Below are 12,721 nucleotides of genomic sequence, written 5' to 3' on the forward strand. Positions count from 1 at the left end.
CCCCTGTCAGCGGGGCGGCCTGACGGTCGCCCCGTTCCTTCGCGCGTACCGTCTTGCGAGGTTCGACTTGAAACCCTTCCGCCTTCTCGCCGCAGCCGCCAGCGTCTTCGCCCTGGCGCTTTCGCCCATCGTCTCGTCCGAGGCGCTGGCCCAGAAGAAGCAGCTGCTGGAATATCCCAGCATCCGCTCACCGGTGGTGGGCGAGCGCGGCATGGTGGTCAGCCAGAACGCCATCGCCACCAGGGTCGGGGCCGACATCCTGCGCCAGGGCGGCAACGCCGTGGACGCCGCCGTCGCCACCGCCTTCGCCCTGGCCGTGACCCTGCCGCGCGCGGGCAATATCGGCGGCGACGGCTTCATGCTGGTCCATCTGGCCAAGACGAACGAGACCGTCTTCATCGACTATCGCGGCACGGCGCCCAAGGCCGCCAAGCTCGAGACCTTCGTCGATGCGAACGGCAAGGAAGTGGACGACGTGGCCTCGCGCGGCTACCGCGCGCCCACCGTCCCCGGCACGGTCGCGGGTCTTCATCTGGCCCACCAGAAGTACGGTCGCCTGCCCTGGAAGCAGGTGGTCGAGCCGGCCTATCGCCTGGCCGCCGACGGCGTGGTGCTGACGCCCGACGAAGCCTTCGTCTTCAGCTGGGGCAAGGAGCGCCTGTCCGAGAGCGAGGCGGGCAAGAAGGCCTTCTACAAGCCGGGCGGCGCGCTCTATCGCGCCGGCGAGATCCTCAAGCAGCCCGAGCTGGCCTGGTCGCTGCGCCAGATCGCCGACAAGGGCGCCGACGCCTTCTATCGCGGCGAGATCGCCCAGCGCTTCGCCGCCGACATGAAGGCCCATGGCGGGCTGATCACTCTTGAGGACCTGGCCGCCTACAAGGCCGAGATTCGCCAGCCGCTGGTCGGGAGCTATCGGGGGCTGACGGTCAAGACCTCGCCGCCCGCCAGCGCCGGCGGGGCGACCCTCTTGGAGATGCTCAACATCCTGGAGACCTTCGACCTGAAGGCCACAGGCCTGGGCTCGGCCAAGACCCTGCACCTGCAGGCCGAGGCCATGAAGATGGCCTATGCCGACCGCTACAAGTATCTGGGCGACACCGACTTCGTGAAGGTCCCGCTGCAGGGCTTCACGTCCAAGGCCTATGGCGCCCAGCGCGCCAAGCTCATTGATCCCGACAAGGCGAGGCCCGCCAAGGAGCTGGGGGCGGGCGATCCGTGGGCCTTCGAGAGCCCCAACACCACCCACTTCTCGATCGCCGACGCCGAGGGCAATGCGGTCTCCAACACCTACACCCTGGGGGCTGATTTCGGCTCGGGCGTGATGGTGGCCGGCGCGGGCTTCGTGCTGAACAACCAGATGAACAACTACGCCCACGAGGCCGCCTGGCGGGCTCAGAAGGCCGGCGGGACGCTGCCGCCCAACGCCCTGCAGCCGGGCAAGCGGGTGCTGTCGACCATGATGCCGACCATGCTCTTCAAGGACGGCAAGCCGTGGCTGATCACCGGCACGCCGGGCGGCAGCACGATCATCGACACGGTGCTGCAGGTCATCGTCAACGTGGTCGATTTCAAGCTGAACGTGGCCGAGGCCACCCATCAGCCGCGCATCTTCCAGGACGCCAGCGACACCCTGCGCGTCGAGCCGAACTTCAATCCCGACACGGTGGCCATCCTCAAGGCGATGGGCCACCCCATAACCTCGGACGAGACCATGGGCTCAGCCCAGTCGATCATGATCGAACAGGGTCTCTTCTTGGGCGGCGCCGATCCGCGTCGTCCCGGGGCCGAGGCGATCGCGCCCTGAGGGTCTACCTCCCCCCCTGATCTAAGGGGACGCGATCCGTCGGCGCCGGAGCTGCCCCTCCGGCGCCGACTTCTGTTCTGGGGGTAGGGCTGCGGCGAGTTGACGTTCCAGAGTGCGTGGAAGGGTGGAAGTCGGACAGGCCGCAGGCCCGCGCCTGACCGCTTCGCGGTCGTCCGCCCCCAGAGGGGGCGGAAGGTACATGCTTCTTCTTCCCCCTCCGGGGGAGGAGCGCCGAAGGCGCGGAGGGGGCAAGTATGGGTGGATGGCAGATCAAATCCTCCCCCTAGCGGGGGAGGTGTCGGCGAAGCCGACGGAGGGGGAGGAAGCCGGCTCGGCAGAACTTCCCCCTCCGGCCTTCGGCCTCCTCCCCCTCTGGGGGGAGGATTTTTCGAACGTCCGCCATGGGTCGTGAACCGTCTCTAGCCTCCCTCCAGAAACCCGACCTTCCCGGCGAACGCCGGGACCCAGATCGAACCCTTGAGCGCTTGTCTCGGTAGCGCCGCGTGACGTCGCATCATCCCCAGCCGCCCCGGATGAATCTCGGCCCCGGCATTCGCCGGGGAGGTCGGCCTTTTGGGGCGGTGCGTCCTTCGAGGCGCACCTTCGGCTCGCACCCCAGGATGAGGAAATCCGTTGCTGAACCCCTCATCCTGAGGCGCGCGCTCTTGAGCGCGTGACGGAGGGGGCGCTTAGGGCTCCAGAACGGCGACCCCTACTTCCCGCTCACCGCCGGCCCGTACAGCAGGCCGTTGAACAGGAACTTGAAGGTGCCCCACGACTGGGCGCGCTGGGTGATCTCGGGTCCGAAGGCGAAGAGCTTGCCCTTGCCCAGGGTGATGTCGAGCATCGCCGTCGAGCCCTTCAGCTTCTCCTGGCCGACGGCCCAGCCGCTGCGCAGGGGCTTGTCGCTGTCGAACCACGAGACCCGCGAAATCCCCTTGGCGTCACTCTTGATCGTGAAGGTCGGGCTGCGGTCGAAGAAGACGTCGACCTCTTCGCCCGCGCCGTAGGCCAGGGGCTGCTTGGGGTCGACCTTGGCTCGCAGCACCGCGCCGGGGATGTAGAGCTCGCGGTTCGAGAAGGCCTTGAGCTGGCCGTTCTCGACCTTGGCCGTGGCCACCTCGACCGGTGCGCCGAGCGCGGTGGCCAGACGCGTCGAGGCGCCGATGGCCACGACCGTGCCGCCGCCCTTCACGAACTCGGCGATCTTCGGCACCGTCTTCTCGTCGGTCACGCGGCCCAGCCACGACCGGTACTCGGCCGGAATGTCCTCAGGCTTCGGCTGGGGACCGCCACGACCCGCTCGGAACGGACCGCCCGCCGGAGCCGCCACGACACCGTCGGCGAAGACCAGCACGTCAAAGTCCTTGCCGATGTCGCCAGCGTCCAGGCGCTGCGGATAGACGACCTGGAAGGGGGCCTCGAACTGCTCGAACATCCAGCGGTTCCAGCCCGACGGCATCGAGCCGCCATAGACGTCGACCAGGCCCACGCGGATCGGCTTCAGCGCGATGGTCGCGCCCGAGGGCTTGGCGGCCACGGCGAAGGCGTCGATCCCCAGGTCCTTGACGCCCTTGTCGATCACCGCCTTGGCGGCGGGCGAAGCCGGGACCCAGATGGCGCCGGGACCGAAGGTCGCGCCCCCGGCCTTGGCGCCGTTCTTCACCCACTGGACCTTGGCGCCGGCCTTCAGCAGGCGGTTGGTCAGGGTGAAGCTGGCGTTGGTCTCGTGGCTGATCAGCCAGCCGGCCGCGCCGGCCCCTTTGATCTGGCCGGGCTTGACCTTGATCAGGTCGGGCACGCGCTTGGTGGGAGCCTCGAAGGCGTCCAGCACGCGGTCGAACTTGACGCCCATCTGGTAGGCCAGGGTGTAGCCGGTGACGTCGTAGGGCGCCTTGGGCGGACCGCCGGGATACTCGGTGTCGTGCGGGTGGTCCTGCGGCTCGAACATGTCCATCACGTGCGGGCGATAGGCCTGGGCCGTGCGCACGACGTAGGAGCCGGCCGGATAGGTCTTGCCGGGCACGCTGAAGGCCTTGTCGGCCACCTCGACGTCGACACCCGCCTTGATCAGCGCGTTCAGGAAGGCGACCACGGTGGGCATGTCGGCCTGGTCGGCGGGCAGGATGAAGCCGCGCGGATCACGCTGCTCGGGCGCCTGCATAATGGTCTTGTAAAGCGACGGATCCGCCGATCCGCCGCGCGCGCCGGCCAGGGGCTTTTCCTTGCCGGCCGCGATCAGCGCCTCGACCTTGGTCGGGGTGATCGTCCAGGTGTCGCGGCTGCCGCGCTTGATGCTGTTGTCGCCCATCTTCCAGATGTTGAACAGCAGGCGCTCGCGGTTGCGGGTGGCGTAGTCCAGCACCGAGCGGTTCAGGCTGGCCTGGTAGTCGAGCGTCTGCTGCAAGCGCCAGGTCTGCGGCGCGATCGGCGCGGGCCGGTCATTGCTGGGCAGTTGCACCTCGGGCACCAGATTGATCGTCGTCGGGGTCGGGCCGCCGGCGATCTCGGTGAGCAGGCCGATCGAATTGTGGAAATAGGCGATCGAGCGCTCCATCCCGTTGTGCCAGGTGGAGTAGGGGGCGGCGCTGCGCGCGCCGGTGCCGGGCTTGTCCTCGGCCACCAGGCGGCTGTGCATGGCCATGCCGACTTCCTGCAGCATGGTCATGACCAGCGGGTCGTAGTTGTGGTTGGCCGGATCGCGGAACGGCGGCACGAACACCACCATGCCGTTCGGCGCGGTCTGGTGCTGGTTGTAGACGATCTGCGGGAACCACTCGCGGAACAGTTGGCGGTTGATGTTGGTCGTCTCAGCCATGGCCGACATGAAGCTGTCGCGGTTGTTATCGTGGCCGATGTACTTGTGGTACAGGCGCGGTAGCGAGCCGAACTCCCGCTTCTTGGGGTCCTCGTGGCGCATGTACCAGTCGGAGATCATCTCCATCCCGTCGGGATTGTCGTGCGCGAACAGGATGATGCACTCGTCCAGGAACCGCAGGGTCTCGGCGTCCGTCGCGGTCAGCATCTGGTGGATAACCTGAAGCTGACCCTGCGAGGTCACAGTCTCGTTGGCGTGCAGGCCCGCGTCGATCCAGACCACGGCCTTGCCTTCTGCGGCCAGCTTGCGCGCCTCGGCCTCGCTGACGCCCTCGGCCTTGGCCAGCTTGCGGGCGATGGTCTTGTAGTGGTCCAGCTTGGCCAGGTTGGCGGGCGAGGAGACGATCGCCATCCACATCGACCGGCCTTCCTCGCTCTTGCCCATGTCGACCAGCTTCATGCGGTCGGACTTGGCGGCGAGAGCCTTCAGATAGGCCTCATAGGCGGTGTAGTCGGCCAGGAAGTAGTCGCTGCCGATCGGTTGGGCGAAGGCCGTGGCGGGCGAGGGCAGGTCGGACGCGGTAGCTCCGCCCAGCACGCCAAAGGCCAGCACCACGCCAAGGGCCGCCCCGGCCATCACCGCATGTCGTTTCATTGATCTCGCCCCATGAGCCCCCGGCGCGACCTTGTGCGCGCGCCTTCGCCTGACCGACGAAGGAGGACCGGATTTCCGCCTGCGGAGCAACCGGCGGGCCAGCCCATTTTTTCGCTTGGAAACAGACGTTGCGGTCCTGCGGCTCAGCGGGCCGGTGCGGAAACCGACATCTAGATCGCCGAGCGGCGCGCCAGTTCCGTGCGGCGCGCGGCCACCTCGCTGCGGGCGCGTTCGAGCGCGTCGATCTCGGTGGCGGTCAGCAGGTTGTCGATCACCCGGCCCAGGTGTTCGCGCATGGCGTTGCGGGCGCCTGCGGGATTGCGTTCCTTCAAGGCCAGCAGGATCTCCTGGTGGTCGTCGATCAGGGGGCGCACACCCACCTGCCGGGCGCGCTCCAGCATGGCGCGGCACAGCGGCGACTTGTACCGCAGGTCCCAGAGGTTCTCGACCACGGTGACCAGCGCGCTGTTGCGGCTGGCCTGGGCGATGGTCACGTGGAAGCGGCGATCGGCGCGCTCGCCGCGGACGTTGTTGTCGTTCTCGGCGACCATCTCGTCCATGATCGCGGCCAACTCGGTCAGTTCACTGTCGGTGATGGTGGCGGCGGCCAGGGCCGCGACCTCGCCCTCGATCAGGCGGCGAGCCTCGGTCAGCTCGAAGGCGCCGATGTCGAGCTCGGGCGCCGGGGTCTCGGGACGCGGCGCGTCGGTGACATAGACGCCCGAGCCGTGGCGGGCCTCGACCAGGCCGCGGATCTCGAGCGCGATCATCGCCTCGCGCACGGTGGGGCGGCTGACCTTGAAGTCTTCTGCCAGATCGCGTTCCGACGGCAGGCGCTGGCCGGGCTTGTGGGTTCCATCGCGAATAGCGTCAGCGATGGCGTTTGCGACCTGCTGGTAGAGTTTCTTGGTTTCGGCCGTCGATGTCGTCATGTGTCCGCGATCCCACCAACGCAACGTTGGCGCACGCGAATCCTATTGTATGACCGGGCGTGGCGCCACCGTCGGCGCGCTCGGCTCACGCCCGGCCGTCACAGGATCAGGCCGGACCTACCCGGAATGCGCACAGCTTGTTGCCGTCGAGGTCGCGGAAATAGGCGGCGTAGAAGGCCTGGGGGCCGTCATCGCCGCGCACGCCTGGGGCGCCTTCGCACTGGGCGCCCAGGCTGATGGCCTTCCCGTACAGCGCATCGACCTTGGCGCGCTCGTCAACCACCAGGGCGATCATCGTGCCGTTGCCGAAGGTGGCCGCTTCGCCATTGTAGGGCTTGCCCACGCCGAACATCGGCTTGGTCCAATCGGCGCCCCAGGCGCAGCCGCCGGTCGGAAACTCCATCAGGCGCTTGACCCCGATCGCGGCGAACAGATCGTCGTAGAACGCCTTGGCCTTGTCCAGGTCGTTGCTGCCCACCAGGGTGTAACCGATCATGCCGTTTCCTCCATCGCGTCGCGTTGCTGGAGAGTGATCCAGGCGAGGCTTTGCGGCCACAGGAATTTGCGCGCTTGAACCGAGGTGCGTCCGGGCTGATGATGGCTGGTCGGTGTTCGGCCGGGCGCGGGCCTGGTCAATCAACCCTGGCCGACCACGCCGGTTCGAGAGGACTTCGACGGGACCACGCTGCCGATCGACTTCCAGTGGCTGCGGACCCCTTATCCGGAGGCGATCTTCAGCCTGACCGCTCGGCCCGGGTTTCTGCGCCTCTATGGGCGCGAGAGCCTGGGCAGTGTCTTCACCCAGGCTCTGGTGGCGCGACGCCAGCAGGCGCACTGCTATTCGGCGGCGACGCGCCTGGACTTCGAGCCCGCCCACTTCCAGCAGGCGGTGGGTCTGGTCTGCTACTACAACGGCTCCAAGCTGCACTATCTGCACGTCACCCACGACGATGAGGCGGGCAAGCATCTGCGGGTCATGACCTGCACGCCCGACAGCCCCCAGGCCGACAGCTTCACGACGCCGATCCCGTTGGGGGCGGGGCCGGTCGACCTGTGCGTCGAGGTCGATTTCGAGCGGCTGCGCTTTGGCTTCAGCCAAGCGGGCGGCGACTGGCGCTGGCTGCCTGAGGTGTTTGACGCCTCGATCCTCTCCGACGAGGCCACCGCGCCGGGCGCGCCCAATTTCACCGGCGCTTTCGTGGGAATGGCGTGCCAGGACATGTCGGGCATGGCCACGGCGGCGGATTTCGATTGGTTCGACTATCAGGAGCGCGACTACGTCGCGCAATGGCCCGCCTGATCAGAAGGGCAGATGCGTCAGTCGCAACGCGTTGACCAGTCCCATCCACAGATACAGCGTCAGCGCCACCGGCAGCAGGCGCCGCATCAGGAAGCCGCTGAGGTCAAAGCTTTGCGCGAAATCGGTGGGAAGCATGATCGCGGCTTATGTGCTCGGGTTCGAACGGGCGGGTCAAGGGCTCAGGAAAGACAGACAGGACGCTGAACGAATATCCAAGCCGCACCTTTGGCCGGGAGACGCGATGGCATGGGCCGGAAAGAGAACCGGCTGACCCGACCCGAGGGATGTCGTCAGCCGGTTCCACATAAAGGTGTCGGACGCGGTGGGGTGCGCCGAGTAGGCGACACATCCAACGAGTCAGGCCGCATAGCAACGCTCCGCACCGGTCACAGGACTGCGACAAACCGGCGCAGGCGCCGCTCTTTTGGGCATTTGTGCCCTGAAGTGACGGAAACCGGTGTCGCAATCGCGGTGGGAGGGGTTTTCCTCCACCCGTCCATGTCGATCATGAACGCGGCGCGGCTGCGAATATCGGCCGGCGAGGCGCCGACCAACAGGCCGATCCGACCCCGGATCGCGCGCCATGTCGACGCCCTCAAGCGGGTGCGGCGGCGTGGGGATCACGCTGCGGCTGGGGACAAAAGAAAAGCGGCCCGATCGGGTGATCGGGCCGCTCGTCTCTGGCTTGTCGCGAGACCTTAGAAGGACTTGCGGACCGTCACGCCGTAGGTGCGCGGGGCGTTCGGATAGCCGCTGTAGCTGCCGTCCTGGGCCACGGTCGGGAAGGTCGAGATCAGACCATCGTCGTTGGTCAGGTTGCGCGCCCACAACATGACTTCGAGCTCCTTGGCGGTGTTGGTCACGCCGACGCTGGCGTTGACCAGGTTCTGACCCCAGGTGGACAGGTCCGGCGGGGTGGTTTCGGTCAGCTGCGTCTTGCTGGTGTAGTCATACTCGACGCGCGCATAGGCCTCGTAGTCGCCGAACGAATGGTTGACGGTCGCCGAGGTCGAGAACGTCCACTTCGGGATACCGGCCGGAGCATCGCCCGTCAGGTCGCGGAAGTTCGGACGGCGGCCGGTGGTCGGATCGACCGGGCAGCGCACGGTGTCGTAGTTCACGCAGGCCGCGCCGGTGAAGCTGTCATACTTCGGGTCGAGGTAGGTGACCGCGGCCGTCAGGTTCAACCAGCCGGTCGGGCGCCAGGCGCTGTCGATTTCGAAGCCACGAACCGACTCCTCACCGGCGTTGACCAGGCTGTAGCCCAGGCCCGTGAAGGCGTTGGACTGGAAGCCCTTGATCGACTGCTTGAACACCGCGAGGTTGGCGTAGCCGCCCGGGAAGTTGGCCTTCACGCCGGCTTCCAGAACGTCGACGTCTTCGGGGTTGGCGCTGCGGCCGACGCCGTTGGCGTTCGGCGGACGGCTGTCCGACGACAGGTTATAGGCGCCGGCCTTCCAGCCCGTGGAGTAGCTGACATAGGCGTTGACGGCGCCGAAGTCGTAGGCCGCGCGGATGGCGTAGGTGATCTTGTCACCCTTCAGCTGGCCGGACTCGGTGGCGTTCGGATAGTTCACCGGACCATGGTTGGTGGTGTTGCCGTAGAAGAACTGCAGCGCGCCCAGAGCGCTGTAGATGTTGCCCGGCAGGCCCAGAGCCGTGAACTGCGGCACCGCGCCGAGGTTCAGCGACGAGAAGGGGTCACGCAGGGTGACGAACGACTTGGCCTTCTTGCTGTCCTTCAGATAGGCCAGACCGCCCGTCAGGGTCAGGTTTTCGGTGACCTCATAGTCGAACTGGCTGAACAGCGACACCGAGCGCTGGTTCATCTTGTAGTAGTCGTCGATGCCTTGGCCGGCCTGGAAGTAGGTGGCGCCCGGACGGATCGACGGCGTCACGAGGCTCTGCAGGAACTCGATCGCGTAGAGGTTCGAACGACCGGTCAGGGCCGGGCGCAGCGTCGCGGGCAGGGCGCCGAGCAGGGTGGCCGGAACCGCGCCGGACAGGACGTCGGCATAGGCGCGGATGTCCGTGCCGTAGCTGACGGTGCGGCCGGTATCCAGGCGCTCGTCCTGGAAGAAGCCGCCGACCAGCCAGTTGAACGGACCTTCGCTGCTCGAAGCCAGGCGGATTTCCTGGGTGAACGTCTTGATCTCGTTGGCGGTGCGGTTGTTGGAGATGTCGGCGCCGGTGAAATCGATGTCCTGGAACGACGCGTTCTTCTGTTTGCGATAGGCCGTGATCGCGGTCAGCTTGGCGAAGCTGAGGTCATAGTCGATCTGACCCGAGAAGCCGCGGCCCGACAGGTCGTTCTGCGGATCGGTGTTGAAGATCACGTCGCGCTCGAAGACCTTGGTCGTGTCGCTGATCGGCTTACGCAGAACGCCGCCGATGGCCAGGGTGGCGGGGCCGTTGAGGATCGAGCTGACGCCGCAGCAGCGTTCGGAGATCTCGTTGTAGTCGGCGATGAAGCGCATCGACAGCTTGTCGGTGGGCTCGATCAGCAGGTCGCCGCGCACCGACCAGCGGTTACGGTTGTTGACGTCGCTGCCGGTGGTCAGGTTGGTGAACAGGCCGTCGCGCTTGTTGTAGCTGCCCGAGACGCGCACGGCGACGGTGTCGCTCAGCGGACCGGTGATCGTGCCCCGCAGCTGCTGGGCGTTGAAGTTGCCGTAGGTGCCCTCGATCTTGCCGCCGAAATCGTACTGCGGCTTCTTGGTGACGATGCTGATCGCGCCGGCCGACACGTTCTTGCCGAACAGGGTCGACTGCGGGCCGCGCAGCACTTCGATGCGTTCCACTTCCGGCAGGTCGTCCAGGGCCGCGGCCGAGCGCGAGCGATAGACGCCGTCGATGAACACGCCCACCGAGCTTTCGATGCCGTCGTTGCCGTTGCCGTTGCCGAAGCCGCGGATCACGAAGTTCGTCTGACCGGTGGCGTTGAACTGCGAGACCTTCAGCGACGGAACCACCGACTGCAGGTCGATCAGGTCGCGCACCTGGGCGCGTTCGATCGTCTGTTGACCGGTGACGGCGACCGAGATCGGCACGTCCTGCAGCGTCTGTTCCCGCTTGGTGGCGGTGACGACGATTTCGGCGACGGAGTTATCGGGCGTGGACTGGCTCTGGGCCAGGGCGGGCGAAGCGATGGCGAGCGCCAGGGCCGACACCCCCAGCAGGTGGACGTTTCTCATGAGATACTCCCTGATTTTTTATTATCTGCCGCACGGCTTCCCATCCCGCCTCGAGCAACTGCGGGTTTCTTTTGGGGAAGGGTGAGCGTGTTGACGTTGGGGAAGGGCGATCCTGACCAACCGAGCGCACCGTTCAAGACGGTCGCCTTGGCTTGGCCGTGGATGAGGACGCTTTGCGTCATGTTATCGCCCCAGCACGCGCGAGCTTGCATCCCGCGCGTTGCAGATCGGAACTTAACATGGTCTCGATATTCTAACGCAAGTTAGAATTTATCGGATTGATCCCCGACGCGTTACAGCGGAGGTTGGATATCGATGTTCAGCTGGCGCAGAACCGGCGGCGTCGCGGAGGAGAGCGCGGTTGTCGAAGGGCGGAGACCCTGGCCTCCTGACCGACGAGGTCAGGCCGCTGGCGCAGAGCCAGAAGTCGATGAAGAAGCGCGAGGAGATCCTGCGCGCGGCCATCAAGATCATCAACACCAAGGGTTTCGCGGCGGCCACCATGACCGAGATCGCCGCGGCGATCGATCTGCGCGATGCGGCGCTCTACTACTACTTCCCGAACAAGCAGGCGCTCGCCTATGCCGGCCACCAGCGCTCGCTCGAGCGTTTCGAGGCCATCCTGATCGCCGTCGAGGCGGGGGGCGGGACGGGGCTTTGCAAGCTGCGACGGTTCCTGCACGCCGTGCTGGAGGACGGGGTCGTCAATGGCCCGCAGCTCTATTTCGGCGACCATTCCTATCTGGACGCGGCGCAGCAGCGCGCGATCGACACATGGACCGTGCGCTTGGCCAAGCGATTGGAGCGGTTCCTCGAGGAGGGCATGGCCGACGGCACCATCGCGACCTGCGAGCCGCGGCTGGTCGTGCAGCTTCTGGTCGGCATGCTGATCTGGCTGACCAAGTGGACGCCGACGACGCCGGGTCTGACCAACGAGCGCCTGCTCGAAGCGATCGAGACCACGGCCCTGTCTGGCCTGGCCAAGCCTAGCTGATCCCGAGCGCGGCTTTCGTCTTGCGAGTCAGATTCGACGCCACCAGGCCATGGGCGGTTGTCAGCCAATCGGCGACTTCCCCATCGTCTTCGGCGCTCATGTCTGCGAACCAGACCCATTGGGCCCGCGCGAGATAGGGCGCGGGCTTGGCGCGACCCGACTCGGTCAGGACCTCGAAGGCGACGTCCGAAGCCTTGAACGAGAAACTGTCGCCGGCCGCCCTGCGCACAGCGAACATCTTGTCCGCCACCTTGAAGACGTGATTGTCGCCCCACTGGATCGAAAGGGTGGCGCCCGGCAGGGCCAGGCACGCCTTGTCGAACGCCTCGGGCGTCATCAGCCCTCGACGCCCAGACCGATCGGGCAGACGACGCCGGTGCCGCCGATGCCGCAGTAGCCGTTCGGATTCTTGGCCAGGTACTGCTGGTGGTAGTCCTCGGCGAAAAAGAAGGGGCCGGCGGGCGCGATCTCGGTGGTGATGGTTCCCAGTCCGCGCGCCGACAGCGCCTGCTGATAGGCCGCCTTCGACTCCGCCGCCGCCGCCGCCTGGGCGTCGCTCGTCACATAGAGGCCCGAGCGGTACTGGGTGCCGATATCATTGCCCTGGCGCATGCCCTGGGTGGGGTCGTGGTTTTCCCAGAAGGTCTTCAGCAGCGCCTCGTAGCTCACCTCCTCGGGGTCGAACACCACCAGCACCACCTCGGTATGGCCGGTGCGGCCGCTGCACACTTCTTCATAGGTTGGGTTGGGCGTGATCCCGGCGGCATAGCCGGCGGCGGTAACATAGACGCCCGGAACCTTCCAGAACACGCGTTCCACACCCCAGAAGCAGCCCATGGCGACGATGGCCGTCTCCAGACCCGCAGGATAGGGCCCCTTCAGCGCGTTGCCGTTGACGAAATGGGTCTGCGCCGTCGGGATCGGCGCCGCGCGGCCGGGCAGGGCGGTGTCGGCGGAGGGCATTTCGAGGGTCTTTTGGAGCGACAGCATGGCGGGCCTTTCGCGGCGGAAAACGCTTTGGCGCA

General features: G+C 66.6%; 10 protein-coding genes and 3 pseudogenes. 4 read left to right on the forward strand and 9 right to left on the reverse strand.

Features of this window, described 5'->3' with window-relative positions:
* The first annotated feature begins 19 nt into the window (after window positions 1-19).
* Together ggt and OVA11_RS19805 are read left to right on the forward strand one after the other, a co-directional pair.
* Window positions 20-1,804, forward strand: coding sequence for a gamma-glutamyltransferase (gene ggt, locus OVA11_RS07955; protein WP_268068926.1), 1,785 nt, complete (start codon window positions 20-22; stop codon window positions 1,802-1,804).
* Window positions 1,805-1,975: 171 nt separating this feature from the next.
* Window positions 1,976-2,051, forward strand: a pseudogene (locus tag OVA11_RS19805) (hypothetical protein); the annotation flags it as partial.
* A gap of 26 nt (window positions 2,052-2,077) precedes the next feature.
* Here the strand turns inward: OVA11_RS19805 and OVA11_RS07960 are convergent.
* The 4 genes and pseudogenes from OVA11_RS07960 to OVA11_RS07975 form a co-directional block, all read right to left on the reverse strand.
* Window positions 2,078-2,272, reverse strand: a pseudogene (locus tag OVA11_RS07960) (hypothetical protein); the annotation flags it as partial.
* Between the two features lie 244 nt (window positions 2,273-2,516).
* Complete coding sequence (locus OVA11_RS07965) at window positions 2,517-5,366, reverse strand: M14 family metallopeptidase (protein WP_268066932.1); 2,850 nt, start codon at window positions 5,364-5,366, stop codon at window positions 2,517-2,519.
* An 80-nt stretch (window positions 5,367-5,446) separates the two neighbouring features.
* On the reverse strand, window positions 5,447-6,208 hold the full coding sequence (locus OVA11_RS07970) for a FadR/GntR family transcriptional regulator (protein WP_268066933.1): 762 nt from the start codon (window positions 6,206-6,208) through the stop codon (window positions 5,447-5,449).
* A gap of 106 nt (window positions 6,209-6,314) precedes the next feature.
* Window positions 6,315-6,704: a VOC family protein gene (locus OVA11_RS07975; protein ID WP_268066934.1), complete on the reverse strand. Its 390-nt coding sequence runs from the start codon at window positions 6,702-6,704 to the stop codon at window positions 6,315-6,317.
* 120 nt (window positions 6,705-6,824) lie between these two features.
* Here OVA11_RS07975 and OVA11_RS07980 point away from each other — a divergent pair.
* Window positions 6,825-7,508 (forward strand): annotated as a pseudogene (locus OVA11_RS07980) (glycoside hydrolase 43 family protein); the annotation flags it as partial.
* Here the strand turns inward: OVA11_RS07980 and OVA11_RS07985 are convergent.
* The 3 genes from OVA11_RS07985 to OVA11_RS07995 form a co-directional block, all read right to left on the reverse strand.
* Window positions 7,509-7,643, reverse strand: a complete 135-nt coding sequence (locus tag OVA11_RS07985; protein WP_268066935.1) for a hypothetical protein — start codon at window positions 7,641-7,643, stop codon at window positions 7,509-7,511.
* Window positions 7,644-8,206: 563 nt separating this feature from the next.
* On the reverse strand, window positions 8,207-10,702 hold the full coding sequence (locus tag OVA11_RS07990) for a TonB-dependent receptor (protein WP_268066936.1): 2,496 nt from the start codon (window positions 10,700-10,702) through the stop codon (window positions 8,207-8,209).
* Complete coding sequence (locus tag OVA11_RS07995) at window positions 10,699-10,884, reverse strand: hypothetical protein (protein WP_268066937.1); 186 nt, start codon at window positions 10,882-10,884, stop codon at window positions 10,699-10,701. Before OVA11_RS07995 ends, OVA11_RS07990 begins: the two co-directional genes overlap by 4 nt.
* A 179-nt stretch (window positions 10,885-11,063) precedes the next feature.
* Here OVA11_RS07995 and OVA11_RS08000 point away from each other — a divergent pair, with 179 nt between their 5' ends.
* A complete protein-coding gene (locus tag OVA11_RS08000) occupies window positions 11,064-11,696 on the forward strand; it encodes a TetR/AcrR family transcriptional regulator (protein ID WP_268066938.1) in 633 nt (210 codons plus the stop codon).
* Here the strand turns inward: OVA11_RS08000 and OVA11_RS08005 are convergent.
* Window positions 11,689-12,033, reverse strand: coding sequence for an MmcQ/YjbR family DNA-binding protein (locus tag OVA11_RS08005; protein ID WP_268066939.1), 345 nt, complete (start codon window positions 12,031-12,033; stop codon window positions 11,689-11,691). The two genes, OVA11_RS08000 and OVA11_RS08005, sit on opposite strands and share 8 nt — an antisense overlap.
* Complete coding sequence (gene msrA / locus OVA11_RS08010) at window positions 12,033-12,686, reverse strand: peptide-methionine (S)-S-oxide reductase MsrA (RefSeq protein ID WP_268066940.1); 654 nt, start codon at window positions 12,684-12,686, stop codon at window positions 12,033-12,035. The genes OVA11_RS08005 and msrA overlap by 1 nt, the downstream gene beginning before the upstream one ends.
* Window positions 12,687-12,721: the final 35 nt, after the last annotated feature.

Origin of the sequence: Caulobacter sp. SL161, from assembly GCF_026672375.1 — a bacterium.
GTDB lineage: Bacteria > Pseudomonadota > Alphaproteobacteria > Caulobacterales > Caulobacteraceae > Caulobacter.

What these genes read in the sequence shown, in the direction of transcription:
- msrA (WP_268066940.1), bottom strand. Translation starts at nt 12,686, where the DNA reads ATGCTGTCGCTCCAAAAGACCCTCGAAATGCCCTCCGCCGACACCGCC.
- OVA11_RS07990 (WP_268066936.1), bottom strand. Translation starts at nt 10,702, where the DNA reads ATGAGAAACGTCCACCTGCTGGGGGTGTCGGCCCTGGCGCTCGCCATC.
- OVA11_RS07985 (WP_268066935.1), bottom strand. Translation starts at nt 7,643, where the DNA reads ATGCTTCCCACCGATTTCGCGCAAAGCTTTGACCTCAGCGGCTTCCTG.
- OVA11_RS07970 (WP_268066933.1), bottom strand. Translation starts at nt 6,208, where the DNA reads ATGACGACATCGACGGCCGAAACCAAGAAACTCTACCAGCAGGTCGCA.
- OVA11_RS07975 (WP_268066934.1), bottom strand. Translation starts at nt 6,704, where the DNA reads ATGATCGGTTACACCCTGGTGGGCAGCAACGACCTGGACAAGGCCAAG.
- OVA11_RS07995 (WP_268066937.1), bottom strand. Translation starts at nt 10,884, where the DNA reads ATGACGCAAAGCGTCCTCATCCACGGCCAAGCCAAGGCGACCGTCTTG.
- OVA11_RS08005 (WP_268066939.1), bottom strand. Translation starts at nt 12,033, where the DNA reads ATGACGCCCGAGGCGTTCGACAAGGCGTGCCTGGCCCTGCCGGGCGCC.